The sequence below is a fragment of the Pseudomonas sp. zfem003 genome, from assembly GCF_032621675.1.
Lineage (GTDB): Bacteria > Pseudomonadota > Gammaproteobacteria > Pseudomonadales > Pseudomonadaceae > Metapseudomonas > Metapseudomonas otitidis.
Genome location: NZ_JAVYJG010000004.1, coordinates 90,302 through 109,700 on the forward strand (window position 1 = coordinate 90,302; position 19,399 = coordinate 109,700).

General features: G+C 68.1%; 24 protein-coding genes and 2 pseudogenes. 16 read left to right on the top strand and 10 right to left on the bottom strand.

Translation table 11 applies throughout. The features are described from left to right. Positions 1-26: 26 nt before the first annotated feature. Positions 27-656 (top strand): hypothetical protein, encoded by a 630-nt coding sequence (locus RTK35_RS09510; RefSeq protein WP_222899628.1) that lies wholly within the window; start codon positions 27-29, stop codon positions 654-656. Positions 657-662: 6 nt separating this feature from the next. Here RTK35_RS09510 and RTK35_RS09515 read toward each other — a convergent pair whose 3' ends face one another. Then, positions 663-1,118: a MarR family winged helix-turn-helix transcriptional regulator gene (locus tag RTK35_RS09515; protein WP_044399797.1), complete on the bottom strand. Its 456-nt coding sequence runs from the start codon at positions 1,116-1,118 to the stop codon at positions 663-665. An 81-nt stretch (positions 1,119-1,199) separates the two neighbouring features. On the opposite strand from RTK35_RS09515, the gene RTK35_RS09520 reads away from it, so the two are divergent. From RTK35_RS09520 to RTK35_RS09530, 3 genes are all read left to right on the top strand, one after another. Then, entirely contained in the window at positions 1,200-2,366 is a 1,167-nt protein-coding gene (locus RTK35_RS09520; protein ID WP_044399794.1) for a PLP-dependent aminotransferase family protein, read from the top strand. Positions 2,367-2,380: 14 nt separating this feature from the next. Further along, positions 2,381-2,980 (top strand): glutathione S-transferase family protein, encoded by a 600-nt coding sequence (locus RTK35_RS09525; RefSeq protein ID WP_044399791.1) that lies wholly within the window; start codon positions 2,381-2,383, stop codon positions 2,978-2,980. An 81-nt stretch (positions 2,981-3,061) separates the two neighbouring features. Further along, positions 3,062-3,412 (top strand): GFA family protein, encoded by a 351-nt coding sequence (locus RTK35_RS09530; RefSeq protein ID WP_142008530.1) that lies wholly within the window; start codon positions 3,062-3,064, stop codon positions 3,410-3,412. Between the two features lie 66 nt (positions 3,413-3,478). Here RTK35_RS09530 and folE read toward each other — a convergent pair whose 3' ends face one another. Then, complete coding sequence (gene folE / locus RTK35_RS09535; protein ID WP_044399785.1) at positions 3,479-4,039, bottom strand: GTP cyclohydrolase I FolE; 561 nt, start codon at positions 4,037-4,039, stop codon at positions 3,479-3,481. 341 nt (positions 4,040-4,380) lie between these two features. On the opposite strand from folE, the pseudogene RTK35_RS30500 reads away from it, so the two are divergent. Then, positions 4,381-5,154: pseudogene (locus tag RTK35_RS30500) on the top strand (PAS domain-containing protein); the annotation flags it as partial. A 126-nt stretch (positions 5,155-5,280) separates the two neighbouring features. Beyond that, positions 5,281-5,697 (top strand): annotated as a pseudogene (locus tag RTK35_RS30505) (methyl-accepting chemotaxis protein); the annotation flags it as partial. 39 nt (positions 5,698-5,736) lie between these two features. Here the strand turns inward: RTK35_RS30505 and RTK35_RS09545 are convergent. From RTK35_RS09545 to RTK35_RS09555, 3 genes are all read right to left on the bottom strand, one after another. After that, positions 5,737-6,294 (bottom strand): Smr/MutS family protein, encoded by a 558-nt coding sequence (locus RTK35_RS09545; RefSeq protein WP_074973945.1) that lies wholly within the window; start codon positions 6,292-6,294, stop codon positions 5,737-5,739. A gap of 48 nt (positions 6,295-6,342) precedes the next feature. Next, entirely contained in the window at positions 6,343-6,663 is a 321-nt protein-coding gene (locus tag RTK35_RS09550; protein WP_316907859.1) for a hypothetical protein, read from the bottom strand. Positions 6,664-6,765: 102 nt separating this feature from the next. Next, positions 6,766-7,362, bottom strand: a complete 597-nt coding sequence (locus RTK35_RS09555; protein ID WP_044399773.1) for a cysteine hydrolase family protein — start codon at positions 7,360-7,362, stop codon at positions 6,766-6,768. 326 nt (positions 7,363-7,688) lie between these two features. Between RTK35_RS09555 and prmB the strand changes: the two genes are divergently transcribed. Then, entirely contained in the window at positions 7,689-8,603 is a 915-nt protein-coding gene (prmB, locus tag RTK35_RS09560; protein ID WP_107330266.1) for a 50S ribosomal protein L3 N(5)-glutamine methyltransferase, read from the top strand. Between the two features lie 47 nt (positions 8,604-8,650). On the opposite strand, the gene RTK35_RS09565 is transcribed toward prmB, so the two are convergent. Together RTK35_RS09565 and RTK35_RS09570 are read right to left on the bottom strand one after the other, a co-directional pair. Beyond that, positions 8,651-9,439, bottom strand: a complete 789-nt coding sequence (locus RTK35_RS09565; protein ID WP_142008532.1) for a hypothetical protein — start codon at positions 9,437-9,439, stop codon at positions 8,651-8,653. A 34-nt stretch (positions 9,440-9,473) separates the two neighbouring features. Further along, positions 9,474-10,466 (bottom strand): alpha/beta hydrolase, encoded by a 993-nt coding sequence (locus RTK35_RS09570; protein WP_316907860.1) that lies wholly within the window; start codon positions 10,464-10,466, stop codon positions 9,474-9,476. A 129-nt stretch (positions 10,467-10,595) separates the two neighbouring features. Between RTK35_RS09570 and aroC the strand changes: the two genes are divergently transcribed. From aroC to mtnC, 5 genes are all read left to right on the top strand, one after another. Next, positions 10,596-11,687, top strand: coding sequence for a chorismate synthase (gene aroC / locus RTK35_RS09575; protein WP_142008536.1), 1,092 nt, complete (start codon positions 10,596-10,598; stop codon positions 11,685-11,687). Then, entirely contained in the window at positions 11,684-12,835 is a 1,152-nt protein-coding gene (locus RTK35_RS09580) for an MFS transporter (protein WP_142008538.1), read from the top strand. The genes aroC and RTK35_RS09580 overlap by 4 nt, the downstream gene beginning before the upstream one ends. After that, a complete protein-coding gene (locus RTK35_RS09585; RefSeq protein WP_142008540.1) occupies positions 12,832-13,446 on the top strand; it encodes a methylthioribulose 1-phosphate dehydratase in 615 nt (204 codons plus the stop codon). Before RTK35_RS09580 ends, RTK35_RS09585 begins: the two co-directional genes overlap by 4 nt. A gap of 85 nt (positions 13,447-13,531) precedes the next feature. Beyond that, positions 13,532-14,077, top strand: coding sequence for a 1,2-dihydroxy-3-keto-5-methylthiopentene dioxygenase (locus tag RTK35_RS09590; RefSeq protein WP_044399754.1), 546 nt, complete (start codon positions 13,532-13,534; stop codon positions 14,075-14,077). A 140-nt stretch (positions 14,078-14,217) separates the two neighbouring features. Beyond that, positions 14,218-14,901 (top strand): acireductone synthase, encoded by a 684-nt coding sequence (mtnC, locus tag RTK35_RS09595; RefSeq protein ID WP_142008542.1) that lies wholly within the window; start codon positions 14,218-14,220, stop codon positions 14,899-14,901. A 13-nt stretch (positions 14,902-14,914) separates the two neighbouring features. On the opposite strand, the gene RTK35_RS09600 is transcribed toward mtnC, so the two are convergent. Beyond that, positions 14,915-15,796 (bottom strand): endonuclease/exonuclease/phosphatase family protein, encoded by an 882-nt coding sequence (locus RTK35_RS09600; protein WP_316907861.1) that lies wholly within the window; start codon positions 15,794-15,796, stop codon positions 14,915-14,917. A 148-nt stretch (positions 15,797-15,944) separates the two neighbouring features. On the opposite strand from RTK35_RS09600, the gene RTK35_RS09605 reads away from it, so the two are divergent. The 3 genes from RTK35_RS09605 to RTK35_RS09615 are packed head-to-tail and all read left to right on the top strand — an operon-like array spanning position 15,945 to position 16,929. Then, positions 15,945-16,151 carry a PLDc N-terminal domain-containing protein gene (locus RTK35_RS09605; protein WP_044399745.1) on the top strand — a complete coding sequence of 69 codons (207 nt, stop codon included), beginning with the start codon at positions 15,945-15,947 and terminating at the stop codon, positions 16,149-16,151. Between the two features lie 29 nt (positions 16,152-16,180). Beyond that, complete coding sequence (locus RTK35_RS09610) at positions 16,181-16,372, top strand: PLDc N-terminal domain-containing protein (RefSeq protein WP_044399742.1); 192 nt, start codon at positions 16,181-16,183, stop codon at positions 16,370-16,372. Continuing rightward, positions 16,369-16,929 carry a histidine phosphatase family protein gene (locus tag RTK35_RS09615; protein ID WP_232060719.1) on the top strand — a complete coding sequence of 187 codons (561 nt, stop codon included), beginning with the start codon at positions 16,369-16,371 and terminating at the stop codon, positions 16,927-16,929. The genes RTK35_RS09610 and RTK35_RS09615 overlap by 4 nt, the downstream gene beginning before the upstream one ends. A 1-nt stretch (position 16,930) precedes the next feature. On the opposite strand, the gene RTK35_RS09620 is transcribed toward RTK35_RS09615, so the two are convergent. Both RTK35_RS09620 and RTK35_RS09625 read right to left on the bottom strand, forming a co-directional pair. After that, positions 16,931-17,431 (bottom strand): methylated-DNA--[protein]-cysteine S-methyltransferase, encoded by a 501-nt coding sequence (locus RTK35_RS09620; protein ID WP_074973926.1) that lies wholly within the window; start codon positions 17,429-17,431, stop codon positions 16,931-16,933. Between the two features lies 1 nt (position 17,432). Further along, on the bottom strand, positions 17,433-18,314 hold the full coding sequence (locus RTK35_RS09625) for a DNA-3-methyladenine glycosylase family protein (protein ID WP_142008546.1): 882 nt from the start codon (positions 18,312-18,314) through the stop codon (positions 17,433-17,435). 151 nt (positions 18,315-18,465) lie between these two features. Between RTK35_RS09625 and speE the strand changes: the two genes are divergently transcribed. Next, positions 18,466-19,326, top strand: a complete 861-nt coding sequence (gene speE / locus RTK35_RS09630; RefSeq protein ID WP_142008548.1) for a polyamine aminopropyltransferase — start codon at positions 18,466-18,468, stop codon at positions 19,324-19,326. Positions 19,327-19,399: the final 73 nt, after the last annotated feature.

The window sequence follows — 19,399 nt, forward strand, 5'->3', positions numbered from 1 at the left end:
CGGTCAGTTGAATCAGGAGCCCCGTCATGGACGAGAACCCCTACGCACCCCCTCAGGTCGAACTGCTCCAGCCGGAGGCGCCGCGCCCGTTGCCGGAATGGAGCGCTGGCCAGCTCAGGCTGTTGGGCTGGCTGTCCCTGGTCGGCTTCCTGGGCAACCTGGTGTTGTTGCTGGGTGTGGTGTCGATCGGCTGGTTCGGAATCGAGCTGCCGGTGGCCTACACCGACTGGTCGGGTCTTTCCCTGGTGCTACTGGGCAGCTATGTCTCCCTGCGCTTCAAGGTCTTCGCCGAGGCGCGTTTTGCTGCCACCGGCCTGACCTGGCCCACCTGGGTCGTGGTGGTCACCAGCGTGCTGCTGCAGGTGATGCTGATGACGGTGGGCGACCAGTTGGGGAGCCTGGGGTGGGAGATGGCCCTGTACGGCTCCGGTCTGGTGCTGTGCGGGGCGGGATGCATCTGGCTGGGCGTGCGCCTGGTGAAGGTGCCGGACACCTATTCGTCTTTCCGGGTCGTGGCCGGTGCCATCCTGGTGACGGGTGTGATGCTGGTTTCGCTGCTGCTGGCGGCGTTCAGTTCGCTGCCGGCGCTGGTGTCGGTGGTGGCCACGGCGCTGGTGTTCTTCCGGGGTGCGCGGGAGCTGGAGGGCGGGCGCTGAGGCGCCTCAGGTGCCTTCCGGTTCGTCCTGGCGGGCGCCGCCCAGGGTCTGGTTGACCTTCAGCCAGCCTTCCACCGCATCGGCTCCGGCCTCGCCGAAGGCCCGCTCCAGCAGGCGGGCCTGCTCCCGACGCAGGCTTTTCTCCAGCTTCGAGCCTTCTGCCGTCAGCCCCAGCTGGCGCTTGCGCTTGTCGTCGTCGGCGGTGCTGCTCTGCACCAGGTCCATCTCCATCAACTGGCGCAGCGGCGTGTTCAGCGCCTGCTTGCTCACGCCGAGGTAGCCGAGCATTTCCTTCACGCTCAGCCCCGGGTACTTGGCGATGAAGAACAGGATGCGGTGGTGCACCCGCGACAGCCCGCGACGGGCGAGCATTTCGTCGGGCTTGCTGGTGAAGGCCTGGTAGCCGAAGAAGAAGGCTTCCATGGCGGCGTGCTGGACGGCGGGGTTTTTCAGGTCAAGCATATTGACGTATCCATCCCGGGCATCGTAGTTTCGGTCAAGCAGTTTGACTCAATTCTCACGCCTTCGCACCCGGTGACATCCATGGCCTTCTCCGAACGCATCGCCCGCCTGAAAAGCTCCCTGATCCGTGAAATCCTCGCTGCGGCGCAGCGCCCGGAAGTGATGTCCTTCGCCGGTGGCCTGCCGGCCGAGCCGATGCTGCCGAAGGTGGAGTGGGCGGACATGCCGGCGAGCATGGGCCAGTACGGCATGAGCGAGGGCGAACCGGCCCTGCGTGAGGCGGTGGCTGCCGAGGCGCGCGCCCTGGGTGTGCCCTGCGATGCCAGCCAGGTGCTGATCGTCAGCGGTTCCCAGCAGACCCTGGACCTGGCGTCCAAGCTGTTCATCGACCCGGGCACCGAGGTGCTGCTGGAGGCGCCGACCTACCTGGCCGCGCTGCAGGCGTTCCAGCTGTTCGGTGCCGACTGCATCGCCGTGGCCCAGGAGGCCGATGGCCCCGAGCTGGCCTCCCTGCGCCAGCGCCTGGAGCAGCACAAGCCGGCCTTCGCCTACCTGATCCCGACCTTCCAGAACCCCTCGGCGGTGCGCTACAGCGAGGCCAAGCGCGACGCCGTGGCGGCGCTGCTGGACGAGTTCGGCGTGACCCTGATCGAGGACGAGCCGTACCGCGAACTGGTGTTCGACGGCGGCAGCGCCACCCCCATCGTCAGCCGCTTGAAGAAGGCCAGCTGGATCTACACCGGCACCGTCTCCAAGACCCTGCTGCCGGGCCTGCGCGTGGGCTTCCTGATCGCCAGTCCGGACCTGTTCCCCTACCTGCTGCGCCTGAAGCAATCCGCCGACCTGCACACCAACCGCATCGGCCAGTGGCAGGCCCTGCAGTGGCTCGGCAGCGAGCAGTACCGGGGCCACCTGGCCGAGCTGCGTGACTTCTACCGCGTGCGCCGCGATGCCATGCAGGCGGCGCTGGAAGAACACTTCGGCGACCTGGCCACCTGGGAAGTGCCCCAGGGCGGGCTGTTCTTCTGGCTGGCCCTCAAGCAGCCGCTGGATACCCGCACCCTGCTGAAGCCGGCGCTGGACCAGAACGTCGCCTTCATGCCGGGCGAGCCGTTCTTCATCGATCCGGACAACCACCCCGGCTACCTGCGCCTGAACTTCAGCCACGTGGCGCCGGAGCGCCTGGGCGAGGGGCTGCGCCGTCTGGCCAGCGTGGTACGGGAAGCCCAGGCCGCCCAGGCCGTCTGATCGAGGAGCAGGCGATGTACAAGGTTTACGGTGATGTGATTTCCGGCAACTGCTACAAGGTCAAGCTGATCCTCGAGCTGCTCGGGCAGCCCTATCAGTGGGTGCCGGTGGACATCCTCAAGGGCGAGACCCAGAGCGAGGCCTTCCTGGCGCTCAACCCCAACGGCAAGATCCCGGTCCTGGAGCTGGAGGACGGCACCACCCTGTGGGAGTCCAACGCCATCCTCAACTTCCTGGCCGAGGGCAGCGACCTGCTGCCCACCGAGCCGCGCCTGCGCACTCAGGTGCTGCAGTGGCAGTTCTTCGAGCAGTACAGCCATGAGCCCTATGTGGCGGTGGCGCGTTTCATCAAGCGTTACCAGGGCATGCCGGCCGAGCGCGCCGAGGAGTACCAGGTGTGCCTGGTGCGCGGCTACAAGGCCCTGCGGGTGATGGAGCAGCAGCTCTCCCGCACGCCGTACCTGGTGGGTGACACCTATTCCATCGCGGACATCGCCCTGTACGCCTACACCCATGTGGCGGAAGAGGGCGGCTTCGACCTCTCCGGCTTCCCCGCCATCCAGGCCTGGATGGCACGGGTGGCGGCTCATCCGCGTCACGTCAGCATCGGCTGAGGCGGCACGTCGCCGCCATGGCGCGCACGGCAGCCCTGGTCTAACGTCCTCCGGGTCCATTCCGGGCCTGGAGGCGTGCAGATGAAATACCGGGGAGGCTGCCATTGCGGCCGTATCGCGTTCGAGGTCGAGGGCAGCCCCATCACCGAGGTGATGGCCTGCAACTGCTCGCTGTGCAGCAAGCGTGGCTACCTGCTGTGGTTCGTCCCGCGCGCCCAGCTGGCGCTGGAGACGCCCGAGGTCGACCTGTCCACCTATCGCTTCAATCGCATGCAGATCGCCCATCACTTCTGCGGCACCTGTGGCTGCGCGCCGTTCGGCGAGGCTTCCGATCCCCAGGGCAACGCCATGGCGGCGGTGAACGTGCGCTGCCTGGAGGGCGTCGATCCGGATGCGCTGCAGGTGCGCAAGGTGGATGGGCGCAGCTTCTAGCGGGTCGTCTTCCGGGGCGCCAAATAAAAAAACCGGCCCTGGGCCGGTTTTTTCGTGGGCGATCCCTCAGCGGATCAGGTTGAGGAACTCGCTGCGGGTCGCGGCGTTGTTGCGGAATTCGCCGAGCATCACCGAGGTGATCATCGAGGAATTCTGCTTCTCCACGCCGCGCATCATCATGCACATGTGCTGGGCCTCGATCACCACGGCCACGCCCAGGGCGCCGGTGACCTGCTCCACCGCTTCGGCGATCTGCCGGCTCAGGTTCTCCTGGATCTGCAGGCGGCGGGCGAACATGTCGACGATGCGCGCCACCTTGGACAGGCCCAGCACCTTGCCGTTGGGTAGGTAGGCCACGTGAGCCTTGCCGATGAAGGGCAGCAGGTGGTGCTCGCACAGGGAGTACAGCTCGATGTCCTTGACCAGCACCATCTCGCTGTTGTCGGAGGTGAACAGGGCGCCGTTGATCACCTCGTCCAGTGTCTGCTCGTAGCCGCGGCAGAGGTACTGCATGGCCTTGGCAGCGCGCTTGGGGGTGTCCAGCAGGCCTTCGCGGTTCACGTCCTCGCCTAATTGGCCGAGGATCGCGGTGTAGTGGCTTGCCAGTTTGTCGGGGCTAGAGTCCATGGTGCTTCCAGAATCGAGTGGATGTAGGCGGACCATTGGCATGCCCATCGGGCCCGGTCGTTGCCGGGGCAGCCCTTACGGCTGCATCGCACGCGGTGGGGGCGGGACGCTCTGGCGGCGGCTTCCGCACGGCCACCCGGCACATGGTCGCGTTTCGTTCGGCGGCGATTGTACTGCGCCTGCCCGTGCTTGCCGAACTTCTTTGGCCTCCCCGCCGTCTGATGGCAGTCGGCTATCGCGGCGATAGCAAGCTTCGATTGCCCATCGCTTCAGCCAATCCCTAGGCTGCCGATACCTGTGTCGTCTTTCTTATCCTCATGCCGTTTTCGAGGTCCTGCCCGATGTTCCAGTCATCCCTCAAGCGCGAACTGGCCGAGTGCCAAGCCCAGCTCACGCAGGCCCTGGCGCGCCGTAGCGCCGTCGATCGCTCCATGGCGGTCATCGAATTCCTGCCGGATGGCACCATCGTGTCCGCCAACGAGAATTTCCTGTCTGCGGTCGGTTACCGCCTGGAGGAGGTGCAGGGACGGCACCACCGGATGTTCTGTGATCCGGCCTATGCCAATAGTGCCGAGTACCGCCGCTTCTGGGAGCGCCTGGCGGCGGGCGAGTTCATCCGCGACCGCTTCCGTCGCCAGGACAAGCAAGGGCGCGAATTGTGGCTCGAGGCCAGCTACAACCCGGTGCGTGACACGGCTGGGCGGGTGGTCGGGGTGCTCAAGCTGGCCACCGACATCACCGCCCAGGTGGTGCGTGAACAACAGCAGGAAAGCCTGATCAGCGCCATCGACCGTTCCATGGCGGTGATCGAGTTCAACCTCAAGGGCGAGGTGCTCACCGCCAACGAGAATTTCCTCAGCCTGATGGGGTATCGCCTGGACGAGATCCGCGGGCGCCATCACCGGCAGCTGTGTACCCGCGAGGATGGCGCTTCGCCCGAGTACGCACAGTTCTGGGAGCGCCTGAACCGCGGTGAGTTCTTCTCCGGCCGCTTCAAGCGGGTCAACAAGCGCGGGGATGTGGTCTGGCTGCGTGCCACCTACAACCCGGTGTTTGACGCCAATGGCACCCTCTACAAGGTGGTGAAACTGGCCTCGGACGTGACTGAGCAGGTGCTGCACCAGCAGGCCGAGTCCGAAGCGGCGCACCTGGCCTACGAGATATCCCTGCAGACCGACGGTGGTGCGCAGCGTGGTGCTGAAGTGGTCCAGCGCACGGTGGACGTGGTGCAGGGCATCGCTGGCGAATTGAACCGGGCGGCCAGCGGCATTTCGGCCGTGAGCCAGCAGTCCGACCAGATCAGCAGCATCGTCCAGACCATCCGCGGCATTGCCGACCAGACCAACCTGCTGGCGCTGAATGCTGCCATCGAGGCGGCACGCGCCGGCGAACAGGGGCGCGGGTTCGCCGTGGTAGCCGAGGAGGTGCGCAACCTGGCGGCGCGCACGGCCCAGGCGACGGTGGAGATCGTCGACGTGGTAAGGCGCAACCATGAGCTGTCCCAGGAGGCGGTGCAGAGCATGGAAAGCAGCCGCGAGAAGGTGGAGCAGGGGGTGCAGCTGGCCAGCCAGGCGGGCCAGGCGATCCTGGAGATCCAGGAAGGTGCCCAGCGGGTGGTGGAAGCCATCCGCCAGTTCAGTTCCACGCTGGAACGTTGAATCAAGTGGCCGCCCGGTGCCGGGCGGCCCTGGTCACGGTTACTCGTCGCGGCCTTCGAGCATGGTGCGGCGCAGCATCACGTAGAGGGCGCCGGTGCCGCCGTGGCGCGGCAGGCAGGAAGTGAAGCCGAGCACCTGGGGATGCTGGCGCAGCCAGGTGTTGACGTGGCTCTTGATCAGCGGGCGCTTGCCATCCAGGCGTGCGGCCTTGCCATGGGTGATGCGCACGCAGCGGATTTCCAGCTTGGCGGCTTCGGCGAGGAAGTCCCAGAGTGTCTCGCGGGCTTTTTCCACGGTCATACCGTGCAGGTCGAGGCTGCCCTCGAAGGCGATCTGGCCCTGCTTGAGCTTGCGCATCTGGCCTTCCTGGACGCCGTCGCGGGCCCAGTTCAGTTCATCCTCGGCACCCACATCGATCACGAAGAGGTCGGACAGGCCGTCCACTTTGGTGCTGGTGCCCGCCTGGGTGGCGTTCTGCCGGCGGCTGACGACCTGCTGGCGGTCGGCACGCGGCTTGCCGACATCCGCGCGGTCGTGCTGGATGCGTTTGACGCCACGCATCTGCTGGCTGAACAGGGAAAAATCGTCGTCTTGCATGAGGGCCTCCACAGCGGCCGCTCAGTTTACCCGCGAGGCGGGGCGACGTCAGTGGTGTTTCTTCATCAACCGGGGTGACAGGTCCAGGTTGCTGCGCCGACGGAAGCGCCGCCGTGCATGGCGCCAGAGCCCAACGCCGAAGGCCAGCAGCAACAGGCCGCTGACCAGCAGGGTCAGCGCGGCGCCGGTGCTGTCGTTGAGAGGGCCCAGTGCCGGCGGACGGCCGAGCAGGGTGGCCGAGCCGGCCATCGCCAGGAGGATGCCCAGGGTGGCGATCAGCGCCGCACAGCCGGCCAGCAGCCGCCAGCCCAGGTGCCGGGGCGCATGGGGGCGAAGGCGGCGGGCGTCGAATCCATCGGGTTGTCTCATCCGGTCTTCCTCGTCTTGATCGGGCGTATGACCGGAACCAGCGGGTGGGGTTCCTGCCATTCGCCCGATAGGAGAGGGCCGGCTTTGCGGTGAGGCGTTGCCTCAGGCGAGGGCGCGTGCGTTGGGTACGACGCTGGCGAAGTTGTCGGCGAGGGCGATGACCTCGACGCGGTGCATCTCGTCGGCGCTGATCACGCCGCCGTCAGGAGTGGGTAGGTCACGGGTGGCACAGGCGGCGGCGACCAGGGTGCAGCGGTAGCCGTAGTCCTTGGCGGCGCGCACGGTGGTGCTGACGCTGGAATGGGTCATGAAGCCGCAGACGATCAGGTCCAGGTGGCCGATCTCCTGCAGGCGGTCGTGCAGGTCGGTGCCGGCGAAGGCGTTGGGCAGGCGTTTCTCGACGACCACCTCGCCAGGCAGCGGGGCGGCTTCGGGCATCTGCTGGCCACGTTCGCCCTGGGGGTCCAGCAGGCCACCCGGAACGCCCAGGTGCTTGACGTGTACGACAGGAGTGCCTGCTGCGCGAGCGGCGGCCAGCAGGGTCGCGATCTCCTCCAGTGCCGCGTCGAGGCCGGGCAGGGCCAGGACGCCGCTGCGGTACTCCTCCTGGACGTCGATGATGACCAGCGTGGCGTTGCTCAGGGTGGTCGGCGGGTAGCCCCGGCCGCTGAGTTGGAACATGGATTTGGGAGCAGACATGCGAATCTCCGGTACGACGTAGGCCGCTATTGTCCGCCGTGTGACGCGATAAGTGAACCATGTCGCGCAATCCTCTTGCGGGAACCTTCCCGCCCGGCGCACCATCGAAGCCCTTCGGATGGAGTCGAAGTCGCCGTGTGCAAGGAGTTGCCGCATGAATGGCCTGTCTGATCTTCCCCCTTCTTTCTGGTTGCTGTTCGCCTGCGCCGTGGCCATCGCCGTGTTGCGCGAATTGCGTCGTGAGCGCCGGGAGGACCCCTAGGTGCGTCGCAAGCCCTGAGCGGTCGGGTGTAGAATCCGCATCCCGTTCCAAGAGGTAGAGCGTCGTGTCCGAATCCCGCCTGCGCACCCTGCGCGACCACATCCGCTGGGCCGTTAGCCGTTTCCATGGGGAGAACCTGTTTTTCGGCCATGGCACCGACAACGCCTGGGATGAAGCCCGCCAGCTCGTCCTCGGCGCCCTGCACCTGCCCTACGAGATCGCCGACAGCTACCTGGACTGCAGCCTGGAGGACGACGAGCGCGAGCATGTCCAGGCCCTGCTGAAGCGCCGCATCCATGAGCGCGTACCGGCCGCCTACCTGCTGGGCGAGGCCTGGTTCTGCGGCCTGCCGTTCGTGGTCGACGAGCGCGTGCTGGTGCCCCGTTCGCCCATCGGCGAGCTGATCGAGCAGGGCTTCGAGCCCTGGCTGCCGAACATGCCGGCGCGCATCCTCGACCTCTGCACCGGCTCCGGCTGCATCGGCATTGCCGCCGCCCACGCCTTCCCCGAGGCAGAGGTGGTGCTGGCCGACCTGTCCTTCGACGCGCTGGAAGTGGCCAACCAGAACATCGAGCGCCATGAGCTGGAAGACCGCGTCTACACCGTCCAGGGCGACGGTTTCGACGGCCTGCCCGGCCAGCGCTTCGACCTGATCCTGTCCAACCCGCCCTATGTCGATGCGGAAGACTTCGCCGACATGCCCGAGGAGTACCACCACGAGCCGGCCATGGGCCTGGCCTGTGGCGATGATGGGCTGGACCTGGTGCGGCGCATGCTGGCCGAAGCCGCCGACCACCTGACCGAGCAGGGCACCCTGATCGTCGAGGTTGGCAACAGCCAGGTGCATGTGGAGGCGCTGTATCCGGAAGTGGACTTCACCTGGCTGGAGTTCGCCCGGGGCGGGCATGGCGTGTTCCTGCTCAGTGCCCGCCAGTGCCGCGAGCACCAGGCCCTGTTCCGCGCCCGCCTGGCGGGCTGAAGAGGGCCTCCCCGCTCAGGGCACCTCTGAAAATCGGGGCGTGCCCGTCAGTGGGTGGCGATCCAGATCAGCAGGCCGGCCTGGAACACGGCGAAGACCACCAGGCAGGTGATGGTGAAGCGCAGGCCGCTGTCGTCGCGCTTGAGCTCGGCGACGCGGTCCTCCAGCTTGCGGATCTGGATTTCCTGCTGGTGCAGGTTGTGGTCGGCCTGCTGCAGCATGTTGGCCGCGTCCAGCAGGCCGATGACCTGCACCTTCTCCTTGTTCCAGTCATCCAGCAGCTCGCTGACGCGACCGGCGCCGTAGTGGGCGTGCAGTTGCAGCGGGTCCTGGTAGGTGACTTCGAATCCCTGGGCCTTGAGTACGTGGTCGCGGCGCTGGCGAATGTCTTCCGAGACGGCCAGCGTGTTCGGCAGTGCGCCGCCTTCGACCCGGTAGTGCGCCCACTGGCGTCGCGCCCAGTGGATGCCTCGGGCCAGCAGGAAGCGCCCCAGGCCACGGTTCTGGGGCTCCAGCCGCAGGCCGTCGTCGGGGCCGAAGCGGACCTCCTTGCTGCGGTGGTCGGCCCAGACCTCCAGGCGGTTCTGTTCCTTGCGCATGAGTTGCCCCGGCAGGTGCAGGCTGAGCACCAGCAGGCTGTGGTCGGGGCTGTGTCGTTCCACCTCGCCCAGCTCGATGAAGCGCAGTGGCCGGGGCCCCGTGGCGGCGTCGGCAGGCAATGGCGCGAGCCTCAGCAGCAGGTGGTTCTCCGGCGCCAAGTCGGCCCAGGGATGCGGTGGCACCACCACGGGCGTGGGGTCCAGGGCCTCGGGGTGCTGGGTGTCGGTGTCGCTCATCGGGCTTTCCTGTTACGGGCGCGGTGTGATCCGGTTATCGGCCGCCAGGCGGCGGGCTGGAGGGCAGGGCGGCGATGAACGCCAGCAGATGCTGGCCCAGCTCGCGAGCCAGGGGCAGCTCGGCGGCATTATAGGAGCCCAGCTGCTCCTGGATACCGGCCGGCGTGATGCGCAGGATGTGGTTCATGCTGCCGATGACCGCCAGCTCGGCATCGGGCTTCGCGGCCTTCAGGGCCTCGGCATCGGCGACGCCGACCTGGATGTCGTGGCTGCCCTGCAGGATCAGTGCGGGGACTTTCACCGCCGCGAAGGCCTCGACCGGGTCGTGGGCCAGCAGCGAGATCAGGTAAGGCTGCACGCTGGGTCGGAACAGCACCATCAGCGGTGGCGGCACCTCGTCCACGGTCCGGCCGTTGCGCAGGGCCGCGAGGATCGCGGCGCTCCGTGCCAGGAGCGGAGGCGGCAGGCGCTGGCGCAGCTGTTCCACCAGCAACTGGTCGAAGGGCCGGCCGCTGCCGGCGATCACCACCAGGGCTGCGGCTTCGGTACGTGGCGCGGCCAGGCTGGCGATCAGCGCCCCTTCGCTGTGTCCGATCAGGATCAGTCTGGAAAACCGGGGGTCGGCCCTGAGCTGGCGTGCCCAGGCGACGGCGTCGTCCACGTAGCCGTCCAGGCTCAGCTGGCGTTCGTCCGGCCCGGCGTCGTGGCTGGCGGCAATGCCGCGCTTGTCGAAGCGCAGGCTGGCGATGCCGTTGCGGGCCAGCAGCTCGGCGAGCTTCTTCAGGCTGTCGTTGCGCCCGCCCATGGGGTTGTTGCCGTTGCGGTCGGTGGGGCCGGAGCCGGCCACCAGCAACGCAACGGGGGCCGGCCCCTCGCCACCGGGCAGCAGCAGGGTGCCGTGGAGCACGCCGGTGCCGGTGTCCAGGTCCATGGGGCGCTGCAGCACGGTCTGGGCGGCGAAGCCGGTGGCGGGTGGGAGCAGGCTGCAGAGCAGCGGGGCGAGCAGGGTGTACAGCAGTCGGGGCATGGGGGAATCCGTGTGGGAGTGCCAGGCTTGGATGCCGGCACCGGCGCAAGGTTCGTGGGTGAACTGGTCGGGCGCCGCAGGTATACTCCTCGGCCTTTCTTCGAGGCCCATTTCAGCGGAGCACTGTGCATGTCCGGCAACACCTACGGCAAGCTGTTCACCGTCACCACGGCTGGCGAAAGCCACGGCCCGGCGCTGGTCGCCATCGTCGACGGCTGCCCGCCCGGGCTGGAGCTTTCCCTGGAGGACCTGCAGCGTGACCTCGATCGCCGCAAGCCGGGCACCAGCCGCCACACCACCCAGCGCCAGGAGGCCGACGAGGTGGAAATCCTCTCCGGCGTCTTCGAAGGCCGCACCACCGGCTGTTCCATCGGCCTGCTGATCCGCAACACCGACCAGAAGTCCAAGGACTACTCGGCGATCAAGGACCTGTTCCGCCCGGCCCACGCCGACTACACCTACCACCACAAGTACGGCGTTCGCGACTACCGCGGCGGCGGCCGTTCCTCGGCGCGCGAGACTGCCATGCGCGTCGCCGCCGGCGCCATCGCCAAGAAGTACCTGGCCACCCTGGGCATCAGCGTGCGCGGCTACATGAGCCAGCTCGGCCCGATCGAAATCCCCTTCAAGACCTGGGATTCGGTGGAGCAGAACGCCTTCTTCAGCCCCGACCCGGACAAGGTCCCGGAGCTGGAGGCCTTCATGGACCAGTTGCGCCGTGACCAGGATTCCGTCGGCGCCAAGATCACCGTCGTCGCCGAAGGCGTGCCGCCCGGCCTGGGCGAGCCGATCTTCGACCGCCTGGACGCGGAACTCGCCCACGCGCTGATGAGCATCAATGCGGTGAAGGGCGTGGAGATCGGCGCCGGCTTCGCGTGCGTCGCCCAGCGCGGCACCGAGCACCGCGACGAGCTGACCCCGGAAGGCTTCCTCAGCAACAACGCCGGCGGCATCCTCGGCGGCCTTTCCTCGGGCCAGCCGATCGTCGCCCACCTGGCGCTCAAGCCCACCTCCAGCATCACCACCCCGGGCCGCTCCATCGACGTCGACGGCAACCCGGTGGACGTCATCACCAAGGGCCGTCACGACCCCTGCGTCGGCATCCGCGCCACGCCCATCGCCGAAGCCATGATGGCCATCGTGCTGATGGACCACCTGCTGCGCCACCGCGGGCAGAACGCCGATGTGCGCGTCACCACCCCGGTGCTCGGCCAGCTGTGACCGGCGGCGCGCTGCCGTACTGGCGGCTGTCCGGTTTCTACCTGTTCTACTTCGCCCTGCTGGGCGCCACGGCGCCCTTCCTCGGGCTCTACTTCGCCCACCTGGGCTTCTCCGCCGCGCGCATCGGCGAGCTGGTGGCCATCCCCATGCTGATGCGCTGCGTGGCGCCCAACCTCTGGGGCTGGCTGGGCGACCGCAGCGGCCGGCGCCTGGCCATCGTGCGGCTGGGCGCGCTCTGCACCCTGTGCACCTTCGCGCTGATCTTCGTCGACAAGAGCTACGCCTGGCTGGCGATGATCATGGCCCTGCACGCTTTCTTCTGGCACGCGGTGCTGCCGCAGTTCGAAGTGATCACCCTGGCCCATCTCAGGGAGCAGGCCGCGCGCTACAGCCAGATCCGCCTGTGGGGCTCCATCGGCTTCATCCTCACCGTGGTCGGCCTGGGCAAGGCGTTCGAGGTGTTCAGCCTGGACGTCTACCCGGTGGCGCTGGTGGTCATCATGGCCGGCATCGTGCTCAGCAGCTGGTGGGTGCCCAATGCCACGCCGGTGGCCCGGGAGGGAGGCGCCACCGGCGGCTTCCTCGACCAACTGCGGCAACCCGGCGTGCTGGCGTTCTACCTGTGCGTGGGGTTGATGCAGCTGTCCCACGGCCCGTACTACACCTTCCAGACCATCTACCTGGAAAGCCTCGGCTACCCGCGCGGCTTCATCGGCCAGCTGTGGGCGCTGGGCGTGGTGGCGGAGGTCTTGATGTTCCTGGTGATGGCGCGCATCCTCTCGCGCTTCCCGGTTCGCCAGGTGCTGGCCGCGAGCTTCCTGCTCGCGGCGTTGCGCTGGCTGCTGCTGGGGCATCTCGCCGACAACCTCGCGGTGCTGCTGTTCGCCCAGGTGCTCCATGCCGCGACCTTCGGCAGCTTCCATGCGGCGGCCATCCATTTCGTGCAACGCCAGTTCGGCCCGCAGCAGCAAGGCCAGGGCCAGGCGCTCTACGCGGCACTCGCCGGCACCGGCGGCGCGCTCGGGGCCCTGTACTCCGGTTACAGCTGGAACAGCCTGGGCGCCTCCTGGACCTTCGTCATCGCCAGCCTGGCCGCCATGGCCGCTGCCGTTATCATTGCCACTCAATTGAAAGAGGAGCGGGCATGAACCGCGAAACACTCACCCGTGAAATCATCGAGGCCGGCCGCTTCCTCTATGGTCGCGGCTGGTCCCCGGCCACCAGCAGCAACTACTCGGCGCGGCTGTCGGCCGACCAGGCGCTGCTGACCGTCTCCGGCAAGCACAAGGGCCAGCTCGGCGAGGACGACGTGCTGGCCACCGACCTCGACGGCATCAGCCTGGAGCCCGGCAAGAAGCCCTCCGCCGAGACCCTGCTGCACACCCAGCTGTACCGCTGGCAGCCCGGGATCGGCGCCGTGCTTCACACCCACTCGGTGAACGCCACCGTTCTCTCGCGGCTGACCCTGAGCGACTCGCTGGTGTTCGCCGACTACGAACTGCAGAAGGCCTTCAGCGGCGTGTCCACCCATGAAAGCCAGGTGGAAGTGCCGATCTTCGACAACGACCAGGACATCGCCCGCCTGGCAGCCAAGGTCCAGCCCTGGCTGGACGCGCACCCCGAGTGCGTCGGCTACCTGATCCGTGGCCACGGCCTCTACACCTGGGGCCCGCGCATGAGCGACGCCCTGCGCCAGGTCGAAGCCTTCGAATTCCTGTTCGAGTGCGAGCTGAAGGTTCGCGCCCTGCAGGCCCGCTGACGCCACCCTCCGCCGAGGGAGCCTTGACCCAGACCGCCCGTGCGACCGGCCAGCAGAGCCGGAGCCGGCGACCAGGAGTACACCGATGAGCAGCCTTTCCGTTTACCACGAGTCCAGCCCCGACCTGCCGAACAAGGTGCTGACCCATGTCGACGACATCGCCTCCACCCTTGCGGCCGTGGGCGTGCGCTTCGAGCGCTGGCAGGCCAGCGCGCCGCTGACCCCAGGGGCGAGCCAGGACGAGGTGATCGCCGCCTACCGCCCGCAGATCGACGCGTTGATGAAGGAGCGCGGCTACGTGACGGTGGACGTGGTCAGCCTCGACCGCAGCCACCCGCAGAAGGCCGAGCTGCGTGCCAAGTTCCTCGACGAGCACCGCCATGCCGAGGACGAAGTGCGCTTCTTCGTCGCCGGACGCGGCCTGTTCACCCTGCACATCGATGACTACGTCTACGCCGTGCGGTGCGAGAAGAACGACCTGATCTCGGTGCCTGCCGGCACCCGCCACTGGTTCGACATGGGCGAGGAGCCGCACTTCGTCGCCATCCGCCTGTTCAACAACCCCGAGGGCTGGGTGGCCCAGTTCACCGGGGACGACATCGCCAGGCGCTTTCCGCAGTTGGAGGATTGAGGCCGTAGGCGGGGCAGGGAGCGTGGTGGGCTGAAGCCCACCCTATGCCCACCTGGTACACCCGCCTGATACGTCTGTCTGCGCCCATCCAGCCCTGCGATTGCGCCGGGTCCTGTGAATATCGAAATACCGGAGTCCGCATGCCCATCAAGGCCATCCTCACCGACATCGAAGGCACCACCAGTGCCGTGAGCTTCGTCTTCGACGTGCTGTTCCCCTATGCCGCCCGCCACCTGCCGGGCTTCGTCAGCGAGCACGCCGCCGAGCCGGCCGTGGCGGAGCAGGTGGAAGCGGTGCGTCGCGAGAGCGGCGAGCCCGAGGCCAGCGTCGAGCGTGTGGTGGCGATCCTGCTGGATTGGATTGCCGAGGACCGCAAGGCCACCCCGCTCAAGGCGCTGCAAGGCATGGTCTGGGAGCAGGGCTACCGGACCGGGCAGCTCAAGGGCCATGTCTACCCGGATGCGGTCGAGGCGCTGCGCCGCTGGCACGCCGAGGGCTATCGGCTGTACGTCTACTCCTCGGGCTCGATCCAGGCGCAGAAGCTGATCTTCGGCTGTTCCGAAGCGGGTGACCTGAGCCCGCTGTTCTCCGGCTACTTCGACACCACCAGTGGCCCCAAGCGGGAGGCCGGGTCCTACCGCCGTATCGTCGAGGCCATCGGGCTGCCGGCGGAGGAGGTGCTGTTCCTCTCCGACGTGGTGCAGGAACTGGACGCGGCGCGCGAAGCCGGCCTGCCCACCATCGGCCTGGCCCGCGAGGGCGGCGAGCTGGCCGGGCATCCGACCGTGGCCAGCTTTGCGGTGATCGACCCGGCACACACCTGAGTCGACCCTCTCGTCAGTAGTCCAGCCACACCGCGCGGTGGTCGGAGCCTTGCCAGGGCAGGGCGCCCACCGCCTTCACCGTGCGGTCGCTGCGCAGCAGAATCAGGTCCACGCCCAGCAGCCCCGGCCACCAGGTGGGGCGCACGCGCTGGGCGGTGAGGCGCAGACCGGCATCGGCCAGGAAGTCCTGCAGGCGCGGTGAGAACGCCGTGCTGTTGAAGTCACCCATCACCACTACTTCACGACCTTCCAGGGCGATCTGCTCGGCCAGCTGGCGCAGGCTTTCGTCCCGGGCTGCCGCCAGTTCCGGCCCCAGGGGCGGCGGCGGGTGGATGCCGTAGAGCACGGTGCCGTCATCCAGTTCGGCGCGGATATAGGGGTAGGCAGCCAGGCCGCGTGGCTCCAGCACCTGGCAGCGGCGCACCGGTTGGCGGGTGAACAGCGCCAGGCCGAACGGGCCGTCCTGGTAGCGGGCGCAGGCTTCCCGGGCCTTCAGCAGGGTCAGGCGTTCGCCCCAGGCAGGGGTGGCTTCGGTGAGGAACAGGGCATCGGCCGGCAGCGCGTTGAGCCAGGCGGCCTCGGCGTCGGCGCGGGGGTTGTCCAGGCGCAGGTTGTAGGCCATCACCCGGCGCTCCTGGCCGGTGCTGCCCGGCGCGTCGTGCGGCCAGGGGGTGAGGCCCCAGCCGATCACCCCGGCACCCGCGAGAACGAACAGCAGCGACGAGGCATTGCGCGGGTTGGCAAAGGCCCCTACCAGCATCAGGCCGGCCTGCAGCGGGGCGAAATGGCTGAACAGCTCCAGCACCCAGTGGAAGCGACCGAACTGGCCGAGCACGAGGGTGACCAGGCCAAGCCAGGCAAGCTGGTTGAGGTGGAAGCGCAGGGCCTTGAGCACGGAAACATCCTGATGGCGGCGGGTGGGAGATTGTAGGGCATCCACCGATGGACGGAACCTTGCCCGCCGCCATCTGCCCAACCAGCTGTTCACCTGAGGCGGCAGGGGCGCGATGCCCCCGTCACAATCCTGTGCATGGGAGGGCGCCATGAGCGGAGCGGCAATTGCTTTCTACGGCGGGCTGGGCGCACTTTACCTGCTGCTGACGGCCTGGGCGCTGTACAACGTGGTGACCAGCAACGTACCGCGCCAGCTGCGCTGGCTGTGGGTGGCGCTGCTGGTGCTGTTCCCCGTGCTCGGGCTGTTCAACTGGGCCTGGATGGGCCCGCGCAGGCGGCGCCCGGGCGCCGCCTGATCCGTCTTTCCCCCAACAGGAGCGTTGTCATGGGTTCGCTGCTCAACAGTCTGGCCGGTCTGGTCATCCTGGCCCTGGATATCTGGGCCATCCTCAATGTCATCAAGAGCAATGCCGAGATCGGCATGAAGGTGCTGTGGATCCTGCTGATCGTGCTGCTGCCGGTGCTCGGCCTGATCATCTGGGCCATCGCCGGCCCCCGTGGCGATGTGCGCTTGTGAGCCGCGGGCTACGCGCCTGGGTGGGCGCCCTGCTGGCCCTGGGCTGCCTGGCGGCCCTGGCGGAACCCCAGGATGACGCCTGGGCAGCGCTGCGCAGCGGCCAGGCCGCCCTGTTGCTGCGCAATGCCAATGCGCCGGGCGCGGGCGATCCGGCGGGCTTCCAGCTGCAGGACTGCCGGACCCAGCGCAACCTCGATGCCCAGGGCCGGCGCGAGGCCCAGCAATGGGGCCAGCTGCTGCGCCGCCACTGGATCGAGGGGCCGCGCATCTATGCCGGGCGCTGGTGCCGCACCCAGGAGACGGCCCTGGAGCTGGGGCTTGGCGCGGTGGAGACCCTGGACGCGCTGGACTACTTCGACGGTGACCTGGCCGCTGCGAAGCGCTTGCGCCAGCGTGTCAGCCAACTGCCACGGGGCCTGCCGCTGGTGCTGGTGACCCACGGGGTGAACATCGGCGCGCTGGCCGGCATCACGCCGGTTCCGGGCGAGGCGGTGATCGTGGCGATGCCGATCGGCGAGCCGCCTCGGGTGCTGGCGCGGGTGCCCGCGCCGCACTGAGTCAGATGAGTTGCAGCTGGTCCTGGGCCGGCTGCAGCTGGGCGCCTTCGAGACGCAGCAGGATGGCCTTGCGCTCCAGTCCGCCGGCAAAGCCGGTGAGGCTGCCGTCGCGGCCGATCACCCGATGGCACGGAATGATGATGGCGATGGGGTTGGCGCCATTGGCGGCGCCCACGGCGCGCACGGCCCGGGGGCGGCCGATCTCCTGGGCGAGGGCGGCGTAGTGGGTGGTCTGGCCGTGGGGGATCGCCTGCAGGGCCCGCCACACGTCCTGCTGGAAGGGTGTGCCGCGTGGCGCCAGCTTCAGTTCGAAGCGTGTGCGCTTGCCGGCGAAGTAGGCGTCCAGCTGCCGGCAGGCGTCGTCCAGCTCGCGCGTGGCGGGCTGCCAGGTCGGGTCCAGTGTCCAGGGCGTGGCGCTGTCCATGTGCAGCATGCGCAGCCCTTCCTCGTCGCCGGCTAGCAGCAGGGTTCCGATGGGGCTGGGGTGGTGGCGGAAGTACACGTCAGGTCTCCGTTGCATAGCTGTGCCAGAGGTACACGGCAGCGTAGGCGCGCCACGGTCGCCAGCGCTCGGCGCGTTCGGCGAGCTGGCGTGGGCTGATGCCGCCGGCACCCCAGAGGGGGGATTTGAGCAGGCCCAGGTCGGCCGTGGGGAAGGCATCCGCGTCGCCGAAGGCCCGCAGGGCAATGTACTGGGCCGTCCAGGGGCCGATGCCGGGCAGGGCGCAGAGCCGCGCCTGGAAGGCTTCGACGCCGTCCGCCAGGCTCAGTTCCAGCTCGCCCGATGCCACGGCGGCGGCCAGTCGGCGCAGGGTCTCGACCCGCTTGCCGGGCATGCCGATGCCGGGGAGGGCGTCTTCGGCGATGGCCGCCGGGGTGGGGAACAGGCGCAGGCCGTCGGGGCTTTCGGGCAGGGGCGTGCCCAGCCGCTCCACCAGGCGGCCGGCGATGGTCACCGCGGCCTTCACCGTCACTTGCTGGCCGATGATGGTGCGCACCGCCTGTTCGAACGGGTCGAAGGCGACCGGCAGGCGCAGCCCGGTGTGTCGCTCCAGAAGCGGCTTCAGCACCTCGTCCTGCGCCAGGGTGGCGGCAACGGCGAGCGGGTCGCAGTCCAGGTCGAACATGCGCCGCACCCGCAGGGCGATGTCCGCCTGGGCCGCTGCGGCCTCGTGCGGCAGTTCCAGCAACAGGGCATCGGGCGTGGGCGTGACGCGGAACCAGCTGTGCAGCTCACCCAGGCGGATGCTGCGGGTGTAGCCGTGTTCATCCACCCGTTCGACGCCGGGCAGGCGACGCAGGCTGAAGTGGGCGTGGAACTGGTGCCAGTGCCAGGGCGGCTGGAACGGCAGCGCCTGGCGCAGGAGAGGGGCGGGTGTCTGCATGGCGCGACGATACCCGCTGAGGGCGTGGCCTGTCGCGGGAAAATCGGCCGTCGCCACGGTTCGACCTGACACGGTGAGCGTCGTAGAATGCGCGCCTTTCTCCGGGCGGGCCGCTGTTCCGTCCTTCTGCAGCCACTACGGGAGACCGCTCATGAGCGATTACCAGGAAACTCTCTATGACGGCTACGGCCAGCGTTTTCGCATGGACAAGCTGCTTCACGAGGTCCGCACCGAGCACCAGCACCTGGTGATCTTCGAGAACGCGCGCATGGGCCGCGTGATGGCGCTGGACGGTGTGATCCAGACCACCGAGGCAGACGAGTTCATCTACCACGAGATGCTCACCCACGTGCCGATCCTGGCCCATGGCGCTGCTCGCCGCGTGCTGATCATCGGCGGTGGCGACGGCGGCATGCTGCGCGAGGTGCGCAAGCACAAGGCGGTCGAGAGCATCACCATGGTGGAGATCGACGGCACCGTGGTGGACATGTGCAAGGAGTTCCTGCCGAACCACTCCAAGGGCGCCTATGACGATCCGCGCCTGAACCTGGTGATCGACGACGGCATGCGCTTCGTGGCGACCACGGAGGAGAAGTTCGACGTGATCATCTCCGACTCCACCGATCCCATCGGGCCGGGCGAGGTGCTGTTCTCCGAGAACTTCTACCAGGCCTGCCGCCGCTGCCTGAACGATGGCGGCATCCTGGTGACCCAGAACGGCACGCCCTTCATGCAACTGGCCGAAGTGCAGACCACTGCGTCGCGCATGAACGGCCTGTTTGCCGACTGGCACTTCTACCAGGCGGCGGTGCCCACCTACATTGGCGGGGCCATGACCTTCGCCTGGGGCGCGACCCAGGGCGATGCCCGCAAGGTCTCCCTGGAGGTGCTGCGCCAGCGCTTCGCCGGCAGCGGCATCGTGACCCGCTACTACAACCCCGAGGTTCACCTGGGCGCCTTCGCGCTGCCGCAGTACGTGCTGCAGGCCGTGGGCAAGCCCAGCAACGACTGAGGTGCCCGGCCTCCTTTCCGGGGGCTGGCTGAATGAAAAAACCGCTGCCGGAGCGATCCGGCAGCGGTTTTTT